Raw genomic sequence first — 26,024 nt, forward strand, 5'->3', positions numbered from 1 at the left:
TGGGCCGATTGCTTTCGACGAATTCTGGGCCTCGTCAGATCAATTCGATAAACGAGGTGAAGCCATGGAGTTCAAGACCTCTCTTCCTTTCCTGGCCACGGCCGGAAACGGCGACATGAGCGCATACCTTCTTGTTGCATATGGCTTGCTTTACCTGGCCGGTTGTATCCAGGGCGCGACGTTCGCGTTCCTGTTCCGGGCCATGCTCACATCGGTCGTCGCGCGTCTCAAAGCCGCGTATCGGGCGGCGGCTCTGCTGCGGCAGTCGGGGAGCCAGACGCGTGACTGACAGTTCACGGAGGTGATCGGCGCGGGTGGGCTCTCGGGCTCGGGGGTCCACCCGGTCGGTGCTCACCCAAGGCTTCCCGGTGAGTCGGCCCAGCGGTACTGGAAGCCGTATGCCAGGTGTGGAGCGAGCCGCCGGAACTCCAGGTGCGCCTCTCCCACCGCGTCGAGCGGGAACGCTCCTGGCGGAGCGGCAGCCTTGCGGGCGAACGCGTCCAGGGTCCTGATGTCCTCGCCGTCCACTTTCCGGATCCAGGCCGGCAGGTGGTCGGGATGGAACTTGACGATGAGGCGGTACCGTTGGATCTGGACCTCACCAGTGATCACGTGGTGAGCGCGGATCAAACCGGCGGGGAAGACGAAGCTCAACGCGAAGCGGTGGGCCTCTCGCTGAGCGATCGCGGACGGCAGGCTGAGGGTGAGCTCGAAGCCCGTCGGAGAAAGCCGACGCTGAGACCGTAACCGGCCGCCGTGCTGCACCCGGGCGGTGAACAACGGTTCGGCTGTGTCGGGATGATCCGGGATCTCGAAACGGATCGGTATCTCGGTCAGCCGATCCTGGACACACACGATCTCACGTTCCTGGTGGACGGACACGGTCGCCGGATTGCCGTGGGCGCCCGTGTTGTCGACAATGGCTTGGTATTGGCGGACGTAGTAGGACTTGACGAAATGCCCACTCGCCGTGGCGCCTGCCGACTCGGCGGCTATCTCGCCGGCCAGCTCCGTTTCGGCCGACTCGATCCTGCGCAACGCGGTGCGGGCGCTCACGGCCAACTGGGCGGCGAGGTGGTCGACCCGGTCCTTGAACCTGACGAGATGTTCGACCTCGGGATCGATGGCTAAGCTGACGACAAGGGCGTCTTGACGGTCGCTGGACAACGCTCCGGCACTGGTGAGCAAGCGCTGGGTCAGAGTCGATCGAAGCTGGGAGGAGTCGTGGTGCGTTCCGCACCAGGCCTGCAGACGCGGACCCAACCGGTCGATCAGATTGGTTGTGAAAACGCCGCGTCCCGCTCTCAGACGACGAATCTCGTCTCTGACCTCGATGACTACTTGATCCATTTTCGGCACCGGGTCAGCATGTCAGCAGTGCGAGCCGAAACGGTCAACGTGCCAAAAACAAGCCACCTTCTGGCAGTTCGGGCTCCGGGGGACGTCGGGGTGCGCGCGGCCATGTTGCACGCCCGGTAGTTGGGTCTTGCCGTGCCTGCTGCGTCGAGGCAGCCGACTGGCCCGGGTTCGTTCGACACTTGTCCTCCCCTTACTTTCGAGCGTACGGGTGCGACATTCGACTCGATCGAAAGGAATGTCATCCGGCGGCTTTCGTTTATGACCGGCCGATCAAGGCGGATTGCAAGAACAGAGTCGCCACTTGGCGGATGGCTGTTACACCGGGATGCGCGACGCAACCGCCGTACGGACGAAGGCGACGGCAACTTCTCGGTCAAGTACATCTACGACATCTACGAGAATTCCTGGACAGTGCAGGCGTGGCCGCATCGTTGGACCACAGCGGACTGGCGGATTCACAGTGTGATCGCGACCTGATGTGAGAATGCATCGCGCCCAGGGATGGTTGACTGAGCCCCGTTAGCTCGTCCCATGCCACGAGGAGTGGCCCGCCACACGCCTAACCCGGCGTGACCGAGCTGCCAGTTCATGGCTGAGATGTGGTGAAGAAGTTCTTAATGTCGTCCCAGTGCTGGTCGACGACGTAGCCGACCCCCATCGACACGACCGCCCCCACACCGATCGCGATCCAGCCAGGAGGGCCCGTGCCGATAGCGATCGCCGTCAACCCGGTCGCCGCGGTCCCGCCGGCGAAGCCGGCCGCACCTGATGCGATTGCCTTGTCGGCCGGTTTGCCGCTGGCGATGGCGGCGCCGACGCCGAAAGCGGCCAGTGCCCCACCGCTGCCCGTGACGTTGAACGCGCGGGGGCCAACACCAGCTGTGAGGATGTTCTTGACCGGCGTCAGTCGGCCGGCGGCCTCCTGGTTGCTCACCAGCGATCTGGCGGCGTGCAGCTGATCCGCGGGGTCGGTCATACCGCCGTTCGCAGCGAACATCGATGTGCGCGCCACGAAGTCACGGGTCTCGAACTGCTTTCGGACGCCGACCGCGGCGGCGCTGCGCACGTATCCTGCAAACGCCGCAGGGGTCGGATTGAGTGCGTGATCGACGAAGGAACGGAACTCACTCAACGCGAACTGCAGGCGGTCATGCGCGTCGCGCTCACGTCGACGAACCTCTGTGATCCGGTGGGTGATGCGCTGTACTGCTTGCACCCCTGCAAGCACTTCCACCGCATCGGTTGGACGTTTTGCGTGAATCCAGTCCGGGGTCACCACCATCTTCTCGGTACGCGCGTCCTGCCGTATGGTCCGCATGCTCTGGTCTAGCCTGTCGATTTCGCCAGCGAATTCGGTCAGGGCCGAGGCAACTTTACTGATCTTGTTTGCAACGCCAGTGACGGCGTCTCGTTGTTCCGCCACAGCAGTCAACCCAGATACGCTGGCTGTACCCTTCCAGGTCCGCCGAAGGCTGCCGATAGCACTGGAGCAACGGTCGCCTGCCTGTGTCAACTGCCGCGAAGCGCGAGTGAGCGCGGCACTCGCAACGCGGCACTGCGCGCTGCTACCGCGGATTACCGTGTTGATAGACGTGTTCATGGCTCCTCTTTCAAGATCCGCAGTATGTCATCACGAGCCGAGCATTCGTTGTCAAGATATCTGGTGCTTGCGATTTTCAAGGCGTCCGAGGTGGCACTGAGGCCTGCCGCGATCGGGTCCGTCAGAGCGCGAAGCGCGGATACTGCGGCTTTGACCGCATCAGAACTGCCTCCGGCGTCGACGGCACTGATCTCGCTGATTGCACTCGCCGCGCCGGTGGCCGATTCTTCGGCGCTCCGCAGTGATGCGGAGGTCATAGACAAGGCAATGGGGTCGACCTGATAGCCCGACATTAATCATTCTCCGCGTCACGTCGTAATTGTTCCGGCAGCTGGGTGTCCCACAGGACGACATCGACCTCACTTCCAGCCTGGATCTCACTCAGCTCCCGGCTCTTCACCGCAGCCCACGCCTGCTGCTCTCCACAGCAGTTCACCAGAGTGGACAGTGAGCTATAGGCGAACAAGGCGGTCGCACCGTCAGCGAGCACGCGCGTCTCCGCGTAGGTTGCGCAGCCGGGCGACGCCACCGCGTGCACCGGGAGAAAGACCGCCCCTTCTATGACCTCTGCCCGTTTCTCCGCAGGACTCTCATAGCCCAGGACTGGCCGACTGATCATCTGCTGATCGTCCTTATCAAACACTGGTTCCTCTCATCTTTGCCGATGGACATCTGCGATCAAGTCTTGCCCTAGACACGTTCGCAGGCAATGAACTTAGTAATGACTTAAGGTTCTGGCATGCACACCAGGAACTTTCGAAGCCTAAGCAAATTAACGGTACAGCAAACGAATTGTGAGACTGTTTCACGTTGACTAGCGTTTCACGAACACGCCACTCGACTATCCTCGAAGGAGCGTCGTAAATTGTTCGTAGGCGCGGAGTTCACCTGGGCGTCACGCGACGCAGTACCGTGCTTGCACGGCACTGACCACATTCGGAAGACGGAGAGAGCGACGTGACAGGACCCTGCATCAACCCATCTCTTCCAAGATCGCCGGCGCGTCAGTGTTCGGCAACAGCCGCATGCCGCAGTGAGGCCTGCGACTCTGGGTCCGCTCGGCCAAAGTCGCCCCGCGGCGCTACCACACGCTTCGCGTGGTGATTCTTGCTCACCGGCAACATCAAGTTCTCCTCATGACGCGGCGTGGCTGGTTTGGCCCAGCACGGTGCTGCTGTTCTAGCGCACCGTTGTCGCACTCGCGTCGCAGTCTCGCCAGCGTTGGCTGCGCTTGACAAAGTACCTGCCAGGAAAGGCTCGAGGACGCATCATGGCCCCACGGCCCCCTTCACGAACCGAGTCCGAGCGAGTCAAGGATGCTGCAGGGCGCCTGGCCGAACTCCTGCTGGGCTACCAGCCTTACCGGGCGATTTGGCAACGCCACCCGGAAGCGTTCCAGCACAAGGGCGCGGGAATACACCAGAGAGCCGTCTGCCATGTCCTGAGCGACCACCTATGGAGCCGCGACTCGCAGGTCCGCGAGGCCCGCTCACTCAAGGACGTAGTGAGCAGGGCACTGTCCGGCACGATCCTGTCAACCAAAACGCTCGAACTGTTCATCGCGGCGTTCCACATGACCGACCTGCACGCCGACCAGCTACGAGCACTCCGTTCTGGAGACGACCCCAGCCGGATCGCCATTGTCCGGCCATCCCCAGACGACCATGACAACCGAACACGGCCGCGGTACCAGACAGTCGCCCTGCATGAACACCACGTCATCAACGAGCACGGTCTGCCGTCCCATCACCGCACCATGCAAATCATCCGCGCACAGGATGAGATCTCGAGCTATCGGTACCGGTTCGACACCAGTGCCGCAGCAATCGACGTACACCGGGGCGGCACCGCGGGCGAGATCTACTCCACCGGCGAGGCCGGCGTCTACGCTGTCGACATTACGTTCGACCGGCCACGCAAACCCGGCGAAACAGTCTCCCTCGAGTACAGCACCACGTTGCGCTACCCCACACCGCCACCACCGGAATTCCGACGGGCCAGCCGCCGACGGGTGGAGAACGTGGAGATCCACGTCCAGTTCTCCCCCCGCCGACTACCCGACCAAGTCTGGTGGGCAGTCTGGGACCACCTCGACGACAGCCGCCCCATATCTCTAGAACCGATCCCCGTCGAGCCTGACGGCACGGTGCACCGCTACCTCGACACCCTCGAAGGCATCGTCGGCTTCCAGTGGACCTTCCCGCACCCCAGCAATTGACATGCCCAGCACTCTCCAAAGTCCACCAACACCCAGACACCGGCCCGCCCACCTGGCCCTCTCACGCAAAGGCGCCGGACGAGACCTAGCCAGCCAAGACCAAAGCGAAGCAGTTACGGAGCCCTGCCGCGCCACACCACACGTACCTCCGATCCTGCAGCGCGGCCCGGAACTCCGGCACGGAGAGACGGTCCTCGACCACTGCCCGCGCGGAGTCATCGCTGTTCGACGGCAAGCCACGACGCTGGTACAACAGGGTCTCCACTGGCGGCCTCGTGAAGCGCAGGCCCAGCTTTCTCACACGCTGAGCGGGCAGGAGCAGACGCTTGTAGCCTTCTTCCGGCTGAAATGAAGATCTCTGCATCTCAAGTACGGCCTGCCATGCCGCCTGATCAAGCTGCTCGAGTTGCGCCAACCGCGGCAAGCTTCCTCGTGCTTCATTGAGCGCGCGGGCCAGCCTCAGCGAGTATGCAAGGTCGGCGTCCTTGGGTTTCGTTGCCATGGCGGCGGACTCCTCGGGTATCGGCGCGAACGGAAGCACGACGCTAGGTCGGTCTCTTGCGGTTTGGCGAACCCCAAACCATGCTGATCGCATGAGCCGCGGCAGTGCGCTGGAAACTCTGGGCGAGACGATGCGGCACCTGAGAACAGCTCACGACGTCTCGCTAACCGAGGCCGCACAGCAAGCCGGCGTCAGCAAGGGCCACCTCAGCAACGTCGAGCGAGGACGAGATACACCCAGCTGGGAACTGATCGACCACTACGAGAACGCCTACGCCGGTGACGGACAACTGTGGTCGACCTATGTCGCAGCTGTGACGAGACCCCGCCGACCACAGCCGAACGAACATGGCCGCCCCGCTTACCCGGTAGCCGGCGATTCCGGCACTTTCGTCGCCGATGTCAGCGTTCCCGACGGAACTGTCATGGCGCCAGGACAGAAGTTTGTGAAGGTGTGGCGCCTGCGCAACAGCGGCACGGTGCCATGGATAGGACGGTACCTACGTCGCCTCGGAGCTCCCAGCGGCCTAGGTATCCCGAGCTCACCTGTCGAAGTGCGCATCCCTGACACCATGCCCGGAGAGCTGGTCGACATTTCGGTACCACTGAAAGCACACATGCTCCCGGGCACAGCGCAGATACATTGGAAAATGGTCGACGAAGACGGGTTCGAGTACTTTCCGGACCGCTACTACCAGGGAATATTCCTGACGATAGTGGTGGACCGCCAATGAGCAATCCACGCTCCTGTGCCGCGATCAACGCGGTCTGAGGTGATGCGCACACGGGCCAGCACCGGCCCCAACGGCCGGACCAGGCAGCAGGCACCCAGGCATCGGATCCGCCTCCGCCCTTCCAGCACTGTCACGCATTCACCCGGTCACCTGCGCTCTCGGCCAGCCGGCGTCGAGGACGATCAGTCGAAAGGCCCCTCGAGCCAGAAGCGAACGTGACCTGGATAGCTGTCAATGACGAGGTACCAGAAGTCGTCGTGGGGTAGCACCAGCTCGACCGGGCTGGCGTCCCAGAAGCCGCCGTACCAGACGTCGTACGGGTCGCCGTCGAGATACGCCTGATAGTTCTCGGCGTTCATCAAGCAGACCCTCGCGGTGGTACCGCGTAGCGTCAGCTCGAAGCGCGCGCCACCCGCGCAAGACCCGATCTCAGACCACAGGTGCTCCATACGCCTATTTCTAGCGACGATCCGCTGCCAGCGGAACCGCTGCCGTGGGGCGTCGAGCCGACCGCCGCTGTCGGGGCTTCCCGCGGTTGACAGGGCGAGGGTTGCCGTGTCATCAGGATTTCATCGTGAATCGCTAACGTCGATCGCCGGAATGCGGTGCAGCGATGGGCGAAAGGTGACAGGCAGATGCGAGTTCGGAGACTGGATGCCGGGTCCTCTGGCAGAGGCATCCTTCAGCGAGGGTGGCTGCGCTACGCGCTGTGCCTGATCGTGGCGGCCGCGGCGGTCGTGACGACGGCGGGTACAGCTTCCGCTGATCAGTTCCGCAACGGGCATTGGGTCCGCGGGGCGATCGAGCAGGAGTTCATTCGCCTCGGCACGTTGTGGCCGGGTGGTCCGCCCACGGTGGGGGAACCCAACAGCGACGAACTCGACGCCGCGCGTGGCGGCAGGTGGCAGGCCTTCGGCGTCGACACCAACCGCATCTACTGGCACCCGAACGTCGCCGGCGGCAAAGCGAATCAGGTCGGCGGTCTGATCCTGCAGAAGTGGCTGACCAACGGCGACGAGCGAGGCACCCTGGGCTATCCCCTGGTCTCGGAGACGCCGGTCAACGGTGGACGGTTCAACCATTTCGAGGGCGGCTCGATCTACTGGAAGAACGGTACGGCCGCGGCCTACATCGTGCGTGGCGCGATCCGGGACTACTGGGCACAAGCGGACTGGGAGACAGGGACCTACGGCTTCCCGGTCAGCGACGAGTACGACTTCGGTGGCGGCCGACGGCAGGACTTCGAACGCGGCTCCCTCTACTGGAACGTCCACACCATCGACGCCGAATCAGGTCCACAGCAGTACACGACGAGCACCACCCCACAGCGGATCAATCCCAGCGACAGCACCACCGACCCCACCGCGATGGACGACATCGGGCCGCGCCCAAGCCCCGACCTCACACCGACCGCGCTGTCGCCGCGGTGCAACGGCAACATCTCCAACCCGGACCGCTGGACCGCCTGCTCCCGCAAGGGCTGGCTGCTCAAGGAGCGCCGCAGCGAGAACGGCACCCTCCGGGAGATCGGCCGCCTCCCCTATACCGTGACCCTGTCCGTCGAGTTCGACAAGGTCACCCAGTTCAACAGCGGGAACGCGGCCTGGAAACTCGACGCCAAGATCGACGTCGGCATCGGGCAGGAAAGCCTGGCCGGCGGTACCCGCGCTCACCTCGCGACCCCGTGCCTGACCAACACCTCCAAATGTGGCACCGGCACCGTCCTGCCCACCAAGGAAGTGTCGCTCACCCCGAATACCACCGTCGAGCACACCTGGAGCCAATACGCCAACAACCTCAGCACGGCCGGAGCCATCGAGAAGTTCACCGGCCTGATCGGGATCACCCTCAAGAACGCCGGCGGGCTGACCTGGTCCCACACCGACGCCTCACTCGACGCCCGCTGCGACAGCGCCACCATCCGCACCGGTTGCGTCAACCCCACCGCGACCACCGCTGTCGTTTACGACCCCGTCAAGAACCCCGCCATCGCCGCGGTGTCCCAGCACGTCTTCGACGCCCAGGCCAGCCTGCCGAGCCACTGGGGCAACCCGCGCTACAACTACCTCACCCGCACCACCAATCAAAAGATCATCGACGCCAACCGCGACAAAGCCTGCCCCTCCGGCAGCCCTGTCAGCTGCGATGAGTTCGCCCTGGCCAGCACATACCAAGGCGCCTCCAGAGTCGCCGCCAACGACTACTCCACCCGCACCGTGCCCAAAGCCTCCAACGACTCCCAAGGCGGCATCATGAGCAACTACTACAACTCCACCCGCATCCTCGACGGAGACCCCTTCGGCGTCGTCGCCGTCCTGCTCGACGGCCGCCAATCCTGGTAACCGCACTCACACAACACAACGCAGTCTGCGACACCGCACGACGTGGTGCTGGCCATCTCAAGCAGGATGGCCAGCACCACCTGGATGGCCACGACTTCCGCCTAGCGAATCATCATGGCGATTTTGGATGCACCATCTGCGCCGCACCTCGAGACCCGGTCCTCAGAGGCCTGACAAACCCGCCCCGCCAGCCGAAGGCAATTGCAACTAGCTGCTCGGTCGCGTCGACTTGCTACTGCCGAAACTGGCTGATCGGCTGGTAGGTCGACGTTGGCGCTCTGGCTATCTCTTGGTCCGTCCACGTACGGACAGGATCGCCAGCGCCAGCAGGATAGGGCCGCCCAAGCGCACGAAAATGTGAAGGACGACGCCCCATCCGGTGAGTCGGTCGGATGCGCTCGCGCCGATCAGCTTGGTGGCGGCATCGACGACATAGACCAGAGACGATGACCAGGTGTGCGGGTCTGCGAAGCCAAAGCGATTCATCAGCGTCGCGCAGGCCAGGATGAGCGCAGCGAGGCAGACCACTGATCGTGACCCGCGCAGGCCATACCCTGAGGTCAGCCAGTACAGCCGTAAGATCAGGCCCTCGGCGCTGAACCGCGTTGTCGCGCGGCGGCGCATCTCCATCTCGCCGTAGTAGAAGTCACCGGCGTTGGGCTCGTCTTTCGTATCTTCACGAGCCTTGCGAAGCTGCCGGTACACCCGCGCCACATCGTTGGCGTAGACCCGACGTGCAGGTGCGCTGGTGTCTTGCAGGAACACCGCCCAACCGCCGCTGGGAGCGGCTGTGCCACGGACGAGGGCCTCTTCTACGACTACGCGGCGCTTCGCACGCTTCAATGCCCAAGGCCACCGCCACGAAAACTGGAGACGATACGGGGCCAGTGGAAAGACCGCTGCCTCGACACGCAGCTTGTCGAGATTGTAGACGTCGCTGAGCTGACACGTAGCCAAGCTGACCTTGGCGAGTGTGAGGTTGGTGGCGTCCGTATCCGTGAGCGATCGCACCCGACAAGCAGACCTACTGTCCACCGTGGCGGGCGCGGCGAACCGGCACCTCCGCATGATCAGATCAGCGTTCTCCAGCACGAGGGAGGCTTGATCGGCGAACGTAGTGTTCACCAAGTCCACTCTGTTTGCCTCGATATCCAGATCCACAGGCCCACTGAACCGGACGTGCTCAAACTCCAGACGATCTGCGAACCGTGCGCCGCGGAAGCTGACCGGCCCGAGGAACCGGACGTCGCGGAATACGACGTCGGAGTGGAACTGCGCCGAGTCGAAGGTGACCTCGCGCTGAAAATCCACGTTACTCACTACAATACGGCCAGCATAGGTCCCCGAGTGGAAGCTCACCGGCCCCTCGAAGGCGACATCCCGGATCTCTACAGCCGCCATGGATTGCATCCGCTCAAGACTCAGCACATTGCGGAATGTGGAGTCCTCGATCACGAGCGGACCAGAGACGAATGCGTCCTGGAGGCGGACCTCAGCGCCGACGTCGAGCGTGCGGAGTATGAGGTCGGTGTACGTGCCGGCGCTGAGCGACAACTCGCGCTCAGTCTTGGACCGGCTGAACACGACGGAATCCGTTGCCGTCACGTTGTCGAGAGCCAGCTTCCCGCCAAAGACACAGTCGGAGAGTTCCAGCGGCCCGGCCAGGGTCGCCGCTACGAAAGAGACATCCTTCCGGAAAATGCAGTTGGCGAAGCGGAACGGCCCCTGAGCGGTGCTGCGATCGAACGTAACGACCTCGACGGACTCGACGTTGTCGAAGTTCATTGCGCCGGTGACGGTTCCCTTGCGGAAGTTGATGCCGTCAACGACCGACATTCGCGTGAAGGATGCTGCGCCGACCGTCGCGTTGTCGAGCACGATCTCGGCGACGGCACTATCCAAGACTGACAGTGACTCGGCCGCCGTCAGGTTGATTCTCTGCTGCACGTCCTCGCGACTGCCCATCCAGTGGATCCTACGCGTCGGCCGCTCGCGCACCGCGACCTCGCACACCGAGGTCGGTCACGGTCTGCCTGACGATTACTGAGGAGAGCCCAACATGGGGTGAACCTGTTCCCAGGTCTTTCTGGGGGTCGGGTCCGATAACTGGAGACCCCTCGCGATGACCACTCGATGGCGAATCCCGTCAACCACTGCTTCAGGTATTCCGGGAGCAGGAGACCGAGCGCAGACCAGGTAAGGACCGTCGCGAGAGGCACGGTGGCGACGATCAAGCCGCTGACCTTCCTGGCGAACTACCGGGAGATCGCGCCATGGGTGCTTGCCGTCGCGTCGACGTAGCCATGCGGCGGGTGACCGACCACTACCTCTATTCAGCCCACGCGGCCGACCGTCACCTCCAGCCGTGCGGTCCGCCCGCGGTCCTGCCGTCGGTGGCGCGGGATGTCAGCCGGAAGCGCACGCCAGCCTCGAGGCGGCGCTAGCCTGGTTCGACGCGGAACACCAGTGCCTGCTCACCGCAGTCGACACCGCCGCAGGCCATAGATGGCGCGACGTCGTCTGGCACCTGGAGCGAACACTGACGACATACCACCACCGACGAAATCACGCCGACGCCGACTTCCGCACCTGAGGACTCGCACTCCGCGCGCGTCCACCGGAACCTGCCCTGGTCGCCACTCACAGCCGCCTCGGCCAAGGCTTCCACCCGCACCCACCGGGATCCAGAGGGCATGACACACCTGCGGGAAGCGATCACTCTGGCCGAACAGTCGGAGGATCGGTAGGAGCTCTCGCACACTCATCGTGCCCTGGCTTGGGCACCCGGCCGCCAGGACGAGAACGCCGACGCCCTGAACCACGCTCAGGAGAATCTGCGGCTAACACGTGAACTGCACGACACCATCAGCGAAGCCCACGCCCGGCCGTGGCCGTGGCCGCGGGGGAGTCACCCGATGATCGGGTCACAGCCCTGGGCAGGTCGCCGCGCCTCATGCGGCCGGAGTGCCGGCCATCTGTGGAGGGAATCTCGGACCTGTTGTCAAGTCCGGCGCCGCGCGATCGACGTACGGGTGAGAGCGGCAAACGGTCGACGGATCGAACGGGTCCAGTGGCCCGCATGTCACACCGCCGGCCCCGCCGACTGGCAGGAGGAAGGATATTCAGGATGCCTAGGACACCACTGCGGTAATGAGCGCTGTTGAAGTGCAGATTTCTGTCCACGACGGTTTCAGGCTGACGGAATCCGCAGCCGGCATCGGCGCCTGATTTTGCTGCGAGTACAGAGGATTGACAGCGAGACTTTCTGATTGGTAGACAGGTGTCGTTGACTCTCAACCTAGGGGGAACTGGGCGAGATACTTTCCGTTTCAATGCTTGCACGAGAAGCTCACGTCAAGATCGACAGCACTCGATGCGATCCAGGAACGTGACCAAGGGTTCACAACCTCGAACTTGAGCGTGAAATACTCGAAAAGTTTCGAACTACTAAACCACCGGCACTACTGCATACCACCCAGCAGCAAGCGGGATCGGGTTTCCTGATTATGTTCGTCCAGCTATAGCGATTATCGCTACGTGGCACACAAGTCGCGAACGATACCGACGTCCCGCTGCGGCAGGGTCATTGCCGCGAACAATTTAGTTGATCGTTCTCGCGTATGTCTATTGAGCCGTATTCATCGTCAGGCGAACCCTAGCGTTGGATACCGCCCATTTGCGCGTCCACCTATCCGATTTCCACTGTGAGGGGAGCTTGATGAGAACGCATGGATGGCGGCGCGTGGCGCTTGCCGCGACGGCTGTTGTGGCGCTGCTTGCCGGTTCGGCACCAGCCTATGCCTCGACCGCAACTCAGGGGCCAGGGGAACAATCCAGACTTCTGACATACATGATCACCGATCCGGATCTGGTGAACAACCCGACCAAGGTCACTGAGGTTCTCAAGCGCGATGGCAACTTGGATGCTCTCGGATTGAGACCCGATCCCGAGAACGTCGACAGATCAACCCGGCGGACAGCGGCGACCGAGGACCCCGGCTACGGCGTGGACAGCGCCCAATTCGATCGTGGCGCCAAGCCCGAGAACCCCTACCAGTACATCGAATACCCCGACTGCCGCGCGAACGACGACGCCGCCCGGCCGATCGGCTGGATCAAGAACAGGTTCTCATACTGCCAGAAGTTCCTGTTCCCGATCTCGTACTACGATGTCACGACCGGCCTGACCAGCACAGCGACCATCCAAAACACGATCATCGGGTACGGCAAGATCGGCCCATACCCCGGCAATCCCACGCGGCGCTTCGCCGACTTCCGCTTCACCGCCCAGGTCCTCGAACCCAACGGGATCTTCCTCGACCCGCGCAGTGAGATGGAGATCGCCGTCAAATGCGCCGGCGAATACCGGGTCGACATCGGCATCGACAACGACCGGGCCTGCTACCCGAACAGTGCCCTGGAGCGCCACGACAAGAGCTTCATCGGCTGGGGCCTCGACCCCCAAGCCCACTACGAGCTCTTCTCCGAAGGACAGACCCCCAGCGTGCAGTACGGCGAACAGCTCGCCCAGGGCGTGTTCCACTTCGAGTACGACTTCGACTTCCCCGGCGTGAACACCGACCCGACCAAGAAGACCTACGAGGGTGGACTGCGTTTCGACAGCGCGTACTACCTGTGGGACAAACAAGGCAGCATCTTCGACCGTGCCGTGCCGGGCATCGCCTATTCGAAGAGCGACCCCAAGGTCGCACGCCACGCAGTGTTCGTCGACGAGGCACGCGCCAACCCCGGAGCCTCCTGGCCCCCCAAAGCAGGCAAGCGACTGCTCGGCGGCAGTCCACTGCATGCCGACTCCCTGCACCGCGTGGCCGTGGCGAAAGGCCACGACATCATCCGCGACCGAAACCGCGCCACGGCACGCGACGTGTGCTACACACGGCCGAACATGCCCCCAGCGCTCCCCGAAGAAGGCCCGGACGTCGACTGCGACGAGTACTCCTACGCCACCACCTACGAAGGAGCCGCCGGCTGGCGTGACCCGGGCGGCGTTTTCGACCCGAACAAGTACCGGGATGAGTTCGCCGTACGGCTCGTGAACAGGTCACACAATCAGGAGGCCGGCAACCGGCTGAACTCCTTCTACCAAACCCACCGGATTCTCGACGTGGATCGCCTCATCCCACCGTGGAATCAGGAATTGGACCCGAACGACCAAGAACGTTTCTGGGTTCCCATCACCCCCTAGACTGCCACGGTCGCCTGACTGACCAGGCGGGGTGCGTCCCGGTGCGGCCGGACGCACCCCGCCCGCACCGCATCCGGATGCACGACGACGAGAAGGTGGGCATTTGTGACTGCACCGGTCAACCAGCTATGGCAGCAGATAACGACCTTGCTCCAGGAACACGCCCCAGCAACCTCCCGGGCGATCCGCCCCGCAGGTCCCGCGGAGGAGATCCGCGGTCTCGAGCGCGTCGTCGGACTGTCCCTGCCAGCGGATCTCGTCGACTGGTGGACACTCACAGACGGCGTCGACGACCGACACGACCAACAAGCCGGGACTCTGGTGCCGAACCGGTTCGTCCCCCTCTCCGCGAGCCGCGCCCGCGAGGAATACCAACGACTCTCCGAGTCGACTGCCACAGACCCGACATGCTGCGGCCCAGACCAAACACACCAGAACCAAGCAGGCGACGACGGCAGTCCCTTCTGCTCAGCACTGGTCCCCATCAGCACCGACGGCACCGGAGCCGCCCTCTGCGTTGACCTGCGCAGCGGCGACGACCACGGCATGATCATGATCATGGCACCCGGTGACGGCTTCAGCGCGACCCACTGGGGCAGCGTGACCGACATGCTCACCGAGATCGCCGAACGACTCGACTCCTACGCCCACGGAACCGAACTTCCCTACGGCGAAAAACACCCAACGGTCACCACCGAGGGCATGCTCCACTGGCCCTAAAGACATCCAGCCAGCGTCCCAAGAATCGCCAGGGCGCCGCGCTAGGGGTTCACAGGGCTTCCGCACCCGCCCCGCACCGGAATCGGTGCCATCGGCTCATCGACGAGTCCGCATAGGCACCCCAGGACGCGGGCAGGACCGGCAGCACAGCCAGTCCGCGCGGCCATGCGGCGGGGGACCTTCACCGAGAAGCCTCCTTTCGGCGAACTGGTTCGATGCGATGGCACGGGCCATGGCTGAGCGCCTTGTTCTCATGCTCCCCCGTATCGGCCTGACTGGGCGGACAGAATCGCGCTGCGCACCCTGCCGAACGCCACACCTTTGCGCTGGCAAGGAAAACACTGGCCTGATCCAGTGGCTAGCCACTGCGGGCAGCGATTGGCGTCGCAAGCGAGCGCGGCAAACACACGGGAGGCCCTGGTGCCGCCTTTGCCTCGATCGGCCACCTTTCGTCACAACGACCTCGGCACGTCTCGTCGAAGCAGGCCGCAGGCCCTATTCGGCAGACGGAGCAACCTGGCGCTGCCCCGACCGTGCCCGATCAGGTGCCGACAGGACACGCGTTTGTTGCGCCGGGCTTCACATAGAAAGAGACTCGACGTGAGGCCACCCAGATGGTGCAGCAATCACGTGTAACACACCCGGAAACACCTCCTGGTACTACCCACAGCGACCAGTACGTACTGTAGTGATCACCATATCGTTCTAGTGAACCGTCAACCGATCGTGCAATATGTTGGTGGAGCTCGCACTGAGGGGTGCGGTCAGCACTCGAGCTCACTAGGGGATCTTTTGTTGCGCAAAAGAAGCTCGTTCAGATCTAGCCTGCTGGCAATGGCTGGCATATCTGTCATGTTCATCAGTACGGTATTCACCGATACTGCGGCGGCCGATTCCGCAGACGACGTGTACGCGATAATTCAAACCGTTCCCATGGAACGTGGGGTCAACCCGTTCGACGTACCTCCTCCCGCCAACACTCGACAGAGTCGCGCAGCGGGGCCAGAGCGCAAGCAGGGCGAACCGACGCCTGAGCAGACAAGGCAAGCCCTCAATCCCGACAGGCATGTCTATTCGGTCGACTCGTCGCGATACGCATCGACACGCAAGGCCATGGCAAATCCTGGCGATCCCGTGCTGCCCCGGGAATGTGTCGACTACTTCATGAACCATGACGACCCGCCGGACCGCATCTGGCTGAAGAGCCGGTTCGCCTCCTGCCACGCCGAGTTCCTTGTCGTCAACTACTACAAGAAGAACAGCACGCTCCCGATCGGCCGGGCTCACGCGGAATGGGCCTTGACGGTCAACATGTCATGGAACGCCCGGCAGGCCCTGGTCACCACACGGATCGCGAACTGGAAGTTCGTCGGTGACGTGAACAAGAGCCAGGTCGTCGGTGTCGAGGTGGCCTGCAACAAGGCCCTGCCCAGCAGCAGCGCCCGCTGCCAGACGCCGTCCTGGGGTCACTCGGAGTCGATCACCGGCTGGGAGGCCATCACCCAGGCCGACTACACGTTCCAGTTCCAGGGCGAGGATCCCCCCAACCCCCAGGAACCCGACCAGATCAAGCCTGAGAAACGCACGCTGTACAGCATCTCCAGCTACGCCTACGGCTACGGAGGCCCCGGACCGTGGGACAACATCGGCCAGACCCAGCCGGTGTCGTGGCCGTTGCGCTGCGACGTCGCACGCAGCACCAACCCCAACTACGCCAAGAGCAGCGACTGCGTGTTTCACGGCGCCACGGGCTGGCTGAGGTTCAACGTCAACGATCCGGCGATCACGGAATCCGCGCAGCTGTACTACGACGCCCATCAGGATTTCGGCAAAACCTACCCCGGTGGCGGACAGGGAAAGTATGTACCCGGCAACATCGGTGTACCCGCGTGGGCGAACAGAACCGAACCAATTCGCCGAAACTTCTACGACAAGCTGTTGCAGAACAACAACTACAACACGTCGGTGAAGTTCTGCAAGGACAAGTGGGGGACGGGTTACAAGGTTCGTCCCGACGGCAAGGTCAACGAATGTGACGAGTTTCCCTTCAAAACAACATACGAAGGCTCGTTCACGATCACCCCGGACATGTTGCGGACCGTGGCGGTCCGCCCCGTGCTGAAGGAACACAACCAAGAGACCGGGGCTCGGTGGGGATTGTTCCTCGCCGAGGACCACATCCTCGACGGTGACGGTGTCTTCGTCGAGGCCTACAAGTAGCTTTTGCTGGGCGTGGGTGATGGTGGATATCCTTACCATCACCCACGCACAGCAAGGACCACGATGACCGACGCCGCTCTCCTGCTCCGCGAGACCGGAAGCCCCTGGATCGATTACCAGCAGTTCATGTTGTTCGACGTCGAGTCCACCGAGGCCCGGCCGGCGAACCTTGCCCCGGCAGGGGACGGGGCTATCGCTGTCAGCGGCCACGGCGGAGGCAAATTCTTCACCCTGGGTGAGATGACGGATGTCGTGGTGGACTTCGAGCTCTGGACAGCAGAACCCGCGCCGCCCACGTCACCGTTCGAAGATCGGTTCGACGGCGCCTTTACTGTGGACACAGGTCGCGTCGTCCTCGGCTCCATCACCGGCTCGCCGGCGGATGTCGTCATCGACCTTCCGGTCCCCGGCCCTTTCCAGCTACGCGCGTTCCGCAGCAGCACCCCCACCGCGAACGCCGACTTCCCGGATCTCGACTATCGGCACGAGCGATGGCTGCTCCAGGCCTGGCCATCCAGCGCACAGACGTCACCGACGTAAACCTGCGCGGCAGAAACCTCCCTCTCCCCGGCTACCCGCATTCCCACGGTGGTAAGACGTTCCTAGAGGGCAGCACGCTGATGCTGGCAGGCCCGTCACGGTGCCGAGGCTACGAGCGGCTTCGCCGCCCAGCGTCACGGCCCCAGCCGGCTTCCGTTTCCTGGTTCAGGACCGGGCCATCGCGTCTAGCCGCGGAGGTTGTCGATGACGAACTTGGCGATCTTCGTGACCGCACCACAAGGATCGTTCTGCCACGGACCCGCTTCCGGCTTTCCCCGGGTGTTGGTCTTGATGTGTACCAGCGTGTTGTCATCGACGCCGAGAACCAGCCTGCACGCCAGAGGCCCTCCGCCCCGCTTTGTCGAGATGTTCTCCTCGACGTCCACGATCACCGCGGGCTAGCCGTTGATCGTCAGCTCTTCCCAGTGGTTGCCGGTATCGCGGCCTCGGGCGCGGTCGTTGTACAAGGTGCTGATGCTCTCCCGCAGCGGCGGGAACCACGTCTGGCAACACCCGTAGCGATCTTCGCGCCGTCGACGATTAATCTGGAACAAAGCTGGCGACGAAGTGTCGGCTGGGGAGGTTATATGGGCGGGCGTAGTCGTCGCATCTGGTGCTTGAGAGGCCTGGCTGCTGTTGGTCTAGCACTCTGGGGAGCGTGGCAGCTTGGCACATTGAACTGGTTGTGGGAGGAAAACCATCCAGCCCGCCCTGCGGTTGAAGCCTCGAGCTGGGTTGCTGGCATCGTCGGACTGATTATTGGGATGGTCGCCCTGGTCGTCTCGCTGCGCCAGCTACGCAGCCACCCTCCAGCTGAAGAGAGGGCTGCTCTGCGCCCGTCATCCAACTCGGCCGGAAAGTATGTGGTCGATGTTCGCGATGGCCGCGGTGTCCAGATCGGTGACGACAACGTGCAGACCAACCACTGCGACCGGTAGGCAACCGTGTTCTTCCGAGATCGACAGGATCGCGGCTCGACACCGCCTGAGCCGGTGCGGCGTGTCGACGTCAGCCAAAGTGAAGGCGTGCAGGTTGGTGACCACAGTACGCAGATCAACTACATAATTCGCCGCGATGGCAACGGCGTCACCGCGCCAGCTCGGGATGATGAGGCAATCAGCGGCACCGTGGCCCGGAACTACCGGCGGAACCGGATGGCGCGGCCACAGGTCATGGCTGCGCATCCTGGAGTTTCGCTTCTAGCCGATCGGTTGACTGCAAATGATGGCCGTCCGGTTGTTGTGATGCACGGTCGTGCAGGTTCGGGCAAAAGCACGGTTGCTGCCGAAGCTGTGAAGCAATTGACCGACGCGGGCTGGGCGGCCGCGGTAGTGCGTATGGACGCGATCGACAGTGTCTGCCGAAGCGCCATAGCGTTGGGAGAGGCGGCTGAGCTGCGGTCGTCCCCGGTCGACGTCCTTGCTTCGGCTGCTGACGGTGGGAGGGCGGTACTCGTCATCGACCAGCTTGATGCGGTGAGTACGTACAGCGGTCGCATCCCAGATAGCTTCGAGGCTGTCGACGAGGTCCTCGAACAGGCTGGCAAGCATGGGCATGTGAAGGTCGTCCTCGTCGTGCGCACTGCTGATCTTTCGGCTGATCCGAGGATGAGGTCCCTGCTCTCCGAAGAGGAAAAGGTCGAGCAGGTCGAAGTCGGTCACCTCGACACCGCGGCTGTGCAGGCCGCCCTTACGACCTTCAACGTCGATGCGAACTCGCTGGCATTGGATACGCTTGACTTGCTTCGGGTGCCCTTGCACCTGGCGGTGTTCTTCCGGCTGGAAGCCAAGTCGCGCGAGCTGCCGTATCGGACACTCCCAGACCTGTACCAGCAGATGACCCGGGAGCTCCGCCCTCTGGTTGAAAGCGACCTGGGACCCATTGGATGGCACGGGGCGATCGCACCTCTCGTGACCTACATGAGCGATCACCAGACCTTGCACGCGCCGGCTGCGCTCCTCGACCGGCTTCCACCACGCGCACGCCCGACGCTGGCTTCGGCGGGGATCATTCGCGATGACGGCGACACCGTCCAGTTCTTCCATGAGACCTACTTCGACTTTTTGTTCGCACGAGAGTTCGTCGCCCAAGGACAAGACCTGCACGACTTCGTGGTGAGCTCGGGCCAGCAACTGTTCAGGCGCGCTCAGGTGCGGCAGGTCCTCGAACACCTCATCGGCGTGGATCGGCGGCGGTTCCGGGCGGACACCGTCCGGCTCTTGACCAGCGACGCGATTCGTTCGAACCTGCTCGACGTCGTGATCGGGGTACTCGGCTCCCTGCCGGCCGGGGCGGAGGACTGGCTGGCGATCGAACCGTTCGCGTTCGGCGGCTCACGTCGTAGTGGGCGGCTCCTCGCCCTCCTGATGGTGCCGGCGTGGTTCGATGCCGCCGACTCAGCCGGTCGCTGGGAACCTTTGCTCACGGAGACCTCGACAGCTACACCCACGGCCGAAGTACTGGTCAGGGCGGCCAGGGAGCGCGGGCGACGCGTTGCTGAACTGGTCAAGCCGTTCATCGGCAGCTCTGACGAGTGGACGCTTCGACTGCGGTCCATGGTCGAGTGGTTCCTCTCTCCAGGCCTGGTTGACCTGACCGTTGAGCTGCTCCGCCTCGGCCTGCTCGACGGAGCTCGAGGCCCCATCGCGGTCAACAGCAATTTCTGGTCGATCGTCGCCGGCCTCAGCGACGAAGATTCCGCAGGAGCAGCACGGGTCGTAGGCGCCTACTTGGACCGTGCCAGAGACCGAGCGCGAGCCGACGGCGTCGCAGACCCGTTTCCGGACTACATTGACCACTCGGGAGGTACTGGCGGTGACACGACGATCCTCGAGATCGCAACTGCAGCACCTCAGCAATACTTGGAGCAAGTTCTTCCCTTCGTATTCGCGGTGTCAAGCGACACAGCCACAAACGACCGTGATGGGCTGAAGACCGGCGGCCCATGGGCGTACCGGTTCTACGGGTCGCACGAAGTCGATGACGCTGTCCTGGAAGGCGTCGAGATCGCTCTGCGCGCAACCGCACATGAGCTCTGGAGCGAGCCGAGCACAATCTTCGAGGATCTGCGCAGCAGCGAGTACGAGGTTGTACGATTTCTCGCTTGCCGTGCCTATACAGCAATCGCCGAGCAAGCAGCGGATGAGGCCATCGACTGGCTGCGATCGGACGACCGCAACCTTCGGCTGGGCTGGCAGGGAAGCAGCGTCTGGGCAACACGTCAACTCATCGAAGCGGCCGCACCGCACTGCGGCAAGGCCCATCTCGACGCTCTATGCACAAAACTTCTCGCCTTCTACCCCGCATGGGAGAAGCGGCCCGGTGGGGGCGAAGCCTGGGGCTACACGCAATACATGCTCATGTCCGCGCTGCCCGAGAGCCGGCTGCCAGGTGCGGTCCGACGTAGACTTGGCGAACTCGAGCGTAAATTCACTCGGGCCGCCATCCAGCCGCCCGAGCCGCTCGAAGCCCACTTCGTCGGCTCTCCGGTGCCCGAAAGCGCCGGTGAACACATGACCGACGGGGACTGGTCTCGAGCCATCAGCAAGTACGCGACCGCAAAAGACCGCCCGCGTAGGAACTACGCGGCCGGTGGCTCACGGGAACTTGCCGGAGTGCTTGGTCGCCGTGCTGCGGTCGCCCCGGAACGATTCACTGAACTCGCCTTGACTTTCGATGATCAGACGCCCGCGTCCAACATCATCGAAGTCGTTAATGCTGTGGCTGACAAGATCAGCATCGCGAAGCTAACTGAACTGTGCGAGCACGCACGGTGTATCTCGGGCGAAGCGGCTGGCCAAGCCGTATGCCGGGCCATCGCGAACTCCGCCGAAGAAGCCACGGACGCGCTGATCGCCTTACTTGAGCACTACGCCCGTGCGTCCGACCTTGGGGAGGAACGCGCAAGTTGGCGGCGCGATGGCGAGTTCGACCTCGAGACGAAAGGAATGAACTCGATACGGGGAGTTGCAGCCGCAGCAATCGGGCAGATTCTGTTCGCTGGCGACAAGTACGCACTCCGACTGCTTCCGACTGTGGCTCTACTCGCGCACGATCCGATCCTGTCAGTACGCGCGGCGGCCACTCGTCCAGTTCTAGCCCTGTTCAGCAGCCATCTCGATCAGGCTCTCGACGTCGCTGACGCTCTGTTCGCCAGCACCGATATCGAGATTTACCATTCCAACGCAGCTAGCAGGTTGTTGAAGCACTCCATCTATCGTGCAGGTGCCCGTTTCTCTAGGCATCTCAACCGCGCCCTCGACGCGGACAGCAACGTCGCGGTGAAAGCTGGCCATATCTGGGCCAACGCATCGTTGAATGCCCTGCTACCGGAGGCATGCCCCTCCGACGTCGCCGACCTACCTGTTCGGGCTCGGCAGGGTGCTGCGCAAACCATGGCCACGGCGCCGCAGCGTGCCCACGAAGTGCTCGTAAGGTTGTTCGACGACGATGACCCGGATGTCCGCAAAGCCGCCGCTGCTGCGATCCGAGTCCTCCACGAGTCTGACTCCGCCTCGATCAGCGAACGCGTTGTGGCGGCATACGCAGCCAGCCGAGCCTTCCCCGACAACTTCGGTGACCTCTTCCACGCGCTCGAGCAAAGCCTGAGACTTCTGCCCTCGACCACGATCATCGCCTGCGAACGCGCCGTCGAGCATGCCGGCGTCGAACTCGGCGATCTAAGCCGGGCCTCCGCTGCCATCAGCCGTGACATCGTCACCGTCGTACTCCGGCTCTACCGGCAAGGCGACGCGGCAATGCGTGAAAGATGTCTCGACGTCGTGGACAAGCTGGCCGACGTCGGGGCGTACGGGCTACCGGACGCGCTCCGGCACGAACGTTGACGGGCGGGGTGCGGCGGCCTGGGTACCGCAGGAGATAGCCAGTTCGGGGACAGGGATGGGGCACATTTGCGACACTTGGGTGGTTCTTGAGAGTAGCTGCGGCGGGGGTTTGCCTCAGCTGTGCCCAAGCAAATTAGTGAGAGGACTGCGGCGCGCTCGGTTTGAACATCTGGCGCAGCGGGCTGCAACCTGGGCTTGAATCTACCCGGGCAGGATCAAACCGGGCCCTGCCGTGCAGCAGGTCACTGTCATGAGTGGCGTTGCTCGAGAAGGTTTCTCCCGCTTTGAGGTGCCGCTGAGAGTGGCTCACCGAGACGCACGCTCTGCGGCATGAGCGGACGTTGGCGTTGCGGGTGGTTCGGTGTGGCTTGTAGCGGTCTGCTCGGTTCTATCGATACTGGAGGTTGAGGTTCGTGCGTCCAGGTGAGGGGTTTGGTGTGATCGAGTCGGTGGAGCTGGTGGTGGCCGCGCTGGCGGCTGGTGCTGCGGCGGGTGCGGGTGAGACGGCATCGACGGCAGTGAAAGACGCCTATACCGGGGTGAAGTCGCTGGCTGTGCGGGTGCTGCGCCGCGCGAAGGCGGTGCCGTCCGAGGTGGTGGAGTTGGTGGAAGCCGACGAGGTCGCGCCAGCCGGGGACGAGGCCAGCACCGTGGGGCGCCGTGAGCTCACCGCCGCGCTGACCGCAGCCGGCGCCGGGAACGACCAAGAATTGGTGGCCGCGGCGCTGAAGGTGCTGGAGCTGACCGACCCCGACGGGACCCACGCGGGCAAGTACCGGATCCTGTTGCACGGCAACAAGGGCGTGCAGGTGGGTGACCACAACACCCAGCACAACACCTTCCACTGACCCGGTTCCCGATGCCCACCAACCCGCCGCCCCCGCACCCAGAGCCTCTCGACCTCGCCGGGTCGGCGCCATCCGTGCACGCGGTGAACAACAGCCTCGGTGTGCAGGTCGGCGACAACAACATCCAGCACAACTACAACACTGTCACGCAGGCTCCGCTGCCCCCGATCGAGTCGGTGCCCGCAGTGCCGGGGCTGTCCCGGATTCCTTTCGACACGGCATTGTTCGTGGGCCGTACTGATGAGCTGGACCGGCTCGACGAGGTGCTGAGCGAGTCCGGGCGGGCGATGGTGGTTGCGGTGCATGGTCTGGGCGGGGTGGGCAAGAGCACACTCGCGGCCCGGTTCGCACACCTGCACGCTGGTCGGTTCGGGCTCCAATGGTGGATCACCGCGGACACCCCCGCCGCTATCGACACCGGCCTCGCCGACCTCGCCGAAACCCTCCAGCCCGCCACGGCGGGCCTGCCGGTGGAACAGCGCAGTGCACTGGGGACGCGGTGGCTGGCGACCCACGAAGACTGGCTTGTGGTGCTGGACAACGTGACCAGTCCGCGGGATGTGGCAGGGTTGCTGGGGAGGGTGCGGACGGGCACGGTGGTGATCACCAGTCGTCAGCGTTCGGGGTGGCGGGCGGTGGAAACCGTGCCGCTGGACGTGCTTACCGGCGACGAGGCCTTGACGTTGCTGGCCCGGATCGTGCGGTCGGACTGGCCCGAGGCGGACATGGCCGGAGCGGACCAGTTGTGCGAAGAGCTGGGCTGGCTGCCGCTCGCGGTCGAACAAGCCGGGGCCTACCTCGCCCAGACCCGCACCAGCCCCGCCGCCTATCTCGAGCTGCTGGCACGGTTTCCGGAGCGGGCGTTCACCGCGACGGCGGAGGGCGGTGACGCGCAACGGACCATGGCCAGGGTCTGGCACGTCACCCTCGACCACCTGACCGACACCCCGGCTGCGGGGCGGGTACTGCGGCAGCTGGCCTGGTACGCCCCGGACAGCATCCCCCGGCACCTGCTGGCCGGCGCCGTGGACGAACCGGAACTGTCCGAGGCGCTGGGCCGCCTGGCCGCCTACAGCATGATCACCCTCACCGCAGACACCATCACCGTGCATCGCCTGGTACAGGCGGTCACCCGCACACCCGACCCCACCGACCCCCACCGCCAACCCGCCGACATCACCACCGCCCGCGACACCACCACAACCATCCTGGCGACCACCCTCACCGAGCAGGATCCCCACACTCCCGCGGAATGGCCCGCCTACCGGATGGTTCTGCCCCATGCGCGGGCTCTGCTGGACCACACCACGCCCGACACCGACACCAGCCAGACCAGTCTCCTGCTCAACGAACTGGGCGTCTACCTCAACGGACAAGGCGACGTCAGTACCGCCATTGATTACTACAGCCGAGCCTGCGACAGCCACGAACGACTCAACGGCCCCGACCACCCCAACACACTGAGCTTGCGCAACAACCTGGCGTGCGCCTACGAGTCGGCGGGTGATCTGGGGCGGGCGATCCCGCTGTTAGAGGCCGCCCTCACCGACTACGAGCGGGTGCTGGGCCCCGACCACCCCGACACACTGGGCTCGCGCGACAACCTGGCGAGCGCCTACCAGTCGGCGGGTGATCTGGGCCGGGCGATCCCGCTGTTTGAGGCCACCCTCACCGATCGGGAGCGGGCGCTCGGCCCCGACCATCCCAGCACACTGACCTCGCGCAACAACCTGGCGAGCGCCTACAAGTCGGCGGGTGATCTGGGCCGGGCGATCCCGCTGTACGAGGCCACCCTCACCGATCGGGAGCGGGCGCTCGGCCCCGACCATCCCAGCACACTGACCTCGCGCAACAACCTGGCGAGCGCCTACAAGTCGGCGGGTGATTTGAGCCGGGCGATCCCGCTGTACGAGACCGCCCTCACCGACTACGAGCGGGTGCTCGGCCCCGACCATCCCAGCACACTGACCTCGCGCAACAACCTGGCGTGCGCCTACGAGTCGGCGGGTGATCTGGGGCGGGCGATCCCGCTGTTTGAGGCCACCCTCACCGATCGGGAGCGGGCGCTCGGCCCCGACCATCCCAGCACACTGACCTCGCGCAACAACCTGGCGAGCGCCTACAAGTCGGCGGGTGATTTGAGCCGGGCGATCCCGCTGTTTGAGGCCACCCTCACCGATCGGGAGCGGGCGCTCGGCCCCGACCATCCCAGCACACTGACCTCGCGCAACAACCTGGCGAGCGCCTACCAGTCCGCGGGTGATCTGAGCCGGGCGATCCCGCTGTACGAGACCGCCCTCACCGACAGCGAGCGGATCCTGGGGCTTAACCACCCTGCGACCTTGATCATCCGCTCAAACCTCGACAGAGCGCGACCGACCTGAACCACCACCGTGCGGCCGTCACAAACCTGGCGGACCTCGACACCGAACGTCCGCTCATCGGCATGTGCGGACGTTGGCGATGTGGGTGGTTCGGTGTGGCATGTAGCGGTCTGCTCGATTGGGTTGATACTGGTGGCTGAGGGTCCTGCGTTCAGGTGAGGGGTTTGGTGTGATCGAGTCGGTGGAGTTGGTGGTGGCTGCTCTGGCGGCTGGTGCTGCGGCGGGTGCGGGTGAGAAGGCAGCGCCGGCCGAGGTTATGGAACTGGTGGAATCCGACGCGATCACACAGGCCGGGGACGGGAGCGGCAGCGTGGGGAGGCGTGAGCTCGCCGCTGCGCTGACCGCAGCCGGCGCTGAGGACGATGAGGAGCTGGTGGCGGCTGCGCTGAAGGTGCTTGAGCTGACCGATCCCGACGGAGCCCATGCGGGTAAGTACCGGGTTCTGCTGCACGGCAACAAGGGCGTGCAGGTGGGCGACCACAACACCCAGACCAACACCTTCCACTGA

The 26,024-nt window shown here is 63.9% G+C and carries 21 protein-coding genes; 13 read left to right on the top strand and 8 right to left on the bottom strand.

Going from position 1 to position 26,024, the window contains the following annotated elements; translation table 11 throughout:
• Positions 1-64 precede the first annotated feature (64 nt).
• A complete protein-coding gene (locus DMC61_RS14660) occupies positions 65-289 on the top strand; it encodes a hypothetical protein (RefSeq protein WP_125689730.1) in 225 nt (74 codons plus the stop codon).
• A gap of 62 nt (positions 290-351) precedes the next feature.
• Here the strand turns inward: DMC61_RS14660 and DMC61_RS14665 are convergent, their stop codons facing one another.
• From DMC61_RS14665 to DMC61_RS14680, 4 genes are all read right to left on the bottom strand, one after another.
• Positions 352-1,359 carry a hypothetical protein gene (locus DMC61_RS14665; protein WP_125689731.1) on the bottom strand — a complete coding sequence of 336 codons (1,008 nt, stop codon included), beginning with the start codon at positions 1,357-1,359 and terminating at the stop codon, positions 352-354.
• A gap of 586 nt (positions 1,360-1,945) precedes the next feature.
• A complete protein-coding gene (locus DMC61_RS14670; protein WP_125689732.1) occupies positions 1,946-2,791 on the bottom strand; it encodes a hypothetical protein in 846 nt (281 codons plus the stop codon).
• A gap of 164 nt (positions 2,792-2,955) precedes the next feature.
• Positions 2,956-3,252 carry a hypothetical protein gene (locus tag DMC61_RS14675; protein ID WP_125689733.1) on the bottom strand — a complete coding sequence of 99 codons (297 nt, stop codon included), beginning with the start codon at positions 3,250-3,252 and terminating at the stop codon, positions 2,956-2,958.
• Positions 3,252-3,449 (bottom strand): SAV_915 family protein, encoded by a 198-nt coding sequence (locus tag DMC61_RS14680; RefSeq protein WP_125689734.1) that lies wholly within the window; start codon positions 3,447-3,449, stop codon positions 3,252-3,254. Before DMC61_RS14680 ends, DMC61_RS14675 begins: the two co-directional genes overlap by 1 nt.
• A gap of 780 nt (positions 3,450-4,229) precedes the next feature.
• Here DMC61_RS14680 and DMC61_RS14685 point away from each other — a divergent pair.
• Entirely contained in the window at positions 4,230-5,177 is a 948-nt protein-coding gene (locus DMC61_RS14685; protein ID WP_125689735.1) for a hypothetical protein, read from the top strand.
• Positions 5,178-5,262: 85 nt separating this feature from the next.
• Here DMC61_RS14685 and DMC61_RS14690 read toward each other — a convergent pair whose 3' ends face one another.
• Complete coding sequence (locus DMC61_RS14690) at positions 5,263-5,679, bottom strand: hypothetical protein (RefSeq protein WP_125689736.1); 417 nt, start codon at positions 5,677-5,679, stop codon at positions 5,263-5,265.
• A gap of 91 nt (positions 5,680-5,770) precedes the next feature.
• On the opposite strand from DMC61_RS14690, the gene DMC61_RS14695 reads away from it, so the two are divergent.
• Positions 5,771-6,412 (top strand): NBR1-Ig-like domain-containing protein, encoded by a 642-nt coding sequence (locus tag DMC61_RS14695; protein WP_125689737.1) that lies wholly within the window; start codon positions 5,771-5,773, stop codon positions 6,410-6,412.
• Positions 6,413-6,594: 182 nt separating this feature from the next.
• Here the strand turns inward: DMC61_RS14695 and DMC61_RS14700 are convergent, their stop codons facing one another.
• Complete coding sequence (locus DMC61_RS14700; RefSeq protein ID WP_125689738.1) at positions 6,595-6,861, bottom strand: DUF1883 domain-containing protein; 267 nt, start codon at positions 6,859-6,861, stop codon at positions 6,595-6,597.
• 186 nt (positions 6,862-7,047) lie between these two features.
• On the opposite strand from DMC61_RS14700, the gene DMC61_RS14705 reads away from it, so the two are divergent.
• Positions 7,048-8,754, top strand: coding sequence for an LGFP repeat-containing protein (locus DMC61_RS14705; RefSeq protein ID WP_125689739.1), 1,707 nt, complete (start codon positions 7,048-7,050; stop codon positions 8,752-8,754).
• A gap of 282 nt (positions 8,755-9,036) precedes the next feature.
• Here the strand turns inward: DMC61_RS14705 and DMC61_RS14710 are convergent, their stop codons facing one another.
• On the bottom strand, positions 9,037-10,719 hold the full coding sequence (locus DMC61_RS14710; protein WP_125689740.1) for a pentapeptide repeat-containing protein: 1,683 nt from the start codon (positions 10,717-10,719) through the stop codon (positions 9,037-9,039).
• A 1,777-nt stretch (positions 10,720-12,496) separates the two neighbouring features.
• Between DMC61_RS14710 and DMC61_RS14715 the strand changes: the two genes are divergently transcribed.
• The 4 genes from DMC61_RS14715 to DMC61_RS14730 all read left to right on the top strand — a co-directional run bounded on the left by DMC61_RS14715 (position 12,497) and on the right by DMC61_RS14730 (position 17,440).
• On the top strand, positions 12,497-13,960 hold the full coding sequence (locus DMC61_RS14715; protein WP_125689741.1) for a hypothetical protein: 1,464 nt from the start codon (positions 12,497-12,499) through the stop codon (positions 13,958-13,960).
• A gap of 105 nt (positions 13,961-14,065) precedes the next feature.
• Entirely contained in the window at positions 14,066-14,680 is a 615-nt protein-coding gene (locus DMC61_RS14720; protein WP_125689742.1) for an SMI1/KNR4 family protein, read from the top strand.
• Between the two features lie 852 nt (positions 14,681-15,532).
• Positions 15,533-16,900 carry a hypothetical protein gene (locus tag DMC61_RS14725; RefSeq protein ID WP_125689743.1) on the top strand — a complete coding sequence of 456 codons (1,368 nt, stop codon included), beginning with the start codon at positions 15,533-15,535 and terminating at the stop codon, positions 16,898-16,900.
• 63 nt (positions 16,901-16,963) lie between these two features.
• Positions 16,964-17,440 carry a hypothetical protein gene (locus DMC61_RS14730; RefSeq protein ID WP_125689744.1) on the top strand — a complete coding sequence of 159 codons (477 nt, stop codon included), beginning with the start codon at positions 16,964-16,966 and terminating at the stop codon, positions 17,438-17,440.
• Positions 17,441-17,625: 185 nt separating this feature from the next.
• Here the strand turns inward: DMC61_RS14730 and DMC61_RS41630 are convergent, their stop codons facing one another.
• A complete protein-coding gene (locus tag DMC61_RS41630; RefSeq protein WP_233594807.1) occupies positions 17,626-17,826 on the bottom strand; it encodes a DUF3558 domain-containing protein in 201 nt (66 codons plus the stop codon).
• A 39-nt stretch (positions 17,827-17,865) separates the two neighbouring features.
• Here DMC61_RS41630 and DMC61_RS41415 point away from each other — a divergent pair, with 39 nt between their 5' ends.
• The 5 genes from DMC61_RS41415 to DMC61_RS14760 all read left to right on the top strand — a co-directional run bounded on the left by DMC61_RS41415 (position 17,866) and on the right by DMC61_RS14760 (position 26,024).
• Entirely contained in the window at positions 17,866-18,378 is a 513-nt protein-coding gene (locus DMC61_RS41415; RefSeq protein WP_199750010.1) for a hypothetical protein, read from the top strand.
• 54 nt (positions 18,379-18,432) lie between these two features.
• Positions 18,433-22,284, top strand: a complete 3,852-nt coding sequence (locus DMC61_RS14745) for a hypothetical protein (RefSeq protein ID WP_125689746.1) — start codon at positions 18,433-18,435, stop codon at positions 22,282-22,284.
• A gap of 437 nt (positions 22,285-22,721) precedes the next feature.
• Positions 22,722-23,132: a hypothetical protein gene (locus tag DMC61_RS14750; RefSeq protein ID WP_125689747.1), complete on the top strand. Its 411-nt coding sequence runs from the start codon at positions 22,722-22,724 to the stop codon at positions 23,130-23,132.
• 83 nt (positions 23,133-23,215) lie between these two features.
• Positions 23,216-25,516, top strand: a complete 2,301-nt coding sequence (gene fxsT / locus DMC61_RS14755; protein ID WP_199749993.1) for an FxSxx-COOH system tetratricopeptide repeat protein — start codon at positions 23,216-23,218, stop codon at positions 25,514-25,516.
• A 169-nt stretch (positions 25,517-25,685) separates the two neighbouring features.
• Positions 25,686-26,024, top strand: coding sequence for a hypothetical protein (locus DMC61_RS14760; protein WP_233594808.1), 339 nt, complete (start codon positions 25,686-25,688; stop codon positions 26,022-26,024).

This window comes from Amycolatopsis sp. WAC 04169 (assembly GCF_003947535.1).
GTDB classification, from domain to species: Bacteria; Actinomycetota; Actinomycetes; order Mycobacteriales; family Pseudonocardiaceae; genus Amycolatopsis; species Amycolatopsis keratiniphila.

Excerpts from the sequence above, each read along its gene's own strand:
- DMC61_RS14660 (WP_125689730.1), top strand. The coding sequence starts at position 65 with ATGGAGTTCAAGACCTCTCTTCCTTTCCTGGCCACGGCCGGAAACGGC.
- DMC61_RS14675 (WP_125689733.1), bottom strand. The coding sequence starts at position 3,252 with ATGTCGGGCTATCAGGTCGACCCCATTGCCTTGTCTATGACCTCCGCA.
- DMC61_RS14685 (WP_125689735.1), top strand. The coding sequence starts at position 4,230 with ATGGCCCCACGGCCCCCTTCACGAACCGAGTCCGAGCGAGTCAAGGAT.
- DMC61_RS14690 (WP_125689736.1), bottom strand. The coding sequence starts at position 5,679 with ATGGCAACGAAACCCAAGGACGCCGACCTTGCATACTCGCTGAGGCTG.
- DMC61_RS14695 (WP_125689737.1), top strand. The coding sequence starts at position 5,771 with ATGAGCCGCGGCAGTGCGCTGGAAACTCTGGGCGAGACGATGCGGCAC.
- DMC61_RS14700 (WP_125689738.1), bottom strand. The coding sequence starts at position 6,861 with ATGGAGCACCTGTGGTCTGAGATCGGGTCTTGCGCGGGTGGCGCGCGC.
- DMC61_RS14705 (WP_125689739.1), top strand. The coding sequence starts at position 7,048 with ATGCGAGTTCGGAGACTGGATGCCGGGTCCTCTGGCAGAGGCATCCTT.
- DMC61_RS14710 (WP_125689740.1), bottom strand. The coding sequence starts at position 10,719 with ATGGGCAGTCGCGAGGACGTGCAGCAGAGAATCAACCTGACGGCGGCC.
- DMC61_RS14725 (WP_125689743.1), top strand. The coding sequence starts at position 15,533 with ATGTTCATCAGTACGGTATTCACCGATACTGCGGCGGCCGATTCCGCA.
- DMC61_RS14730 (WP_125689744.1), top strand. The coding sequence starts at position 16,964 with ATGACCGACGCCGCTCTCCTGCTCCGCGAGACCGGAAGCCCCTGGATC.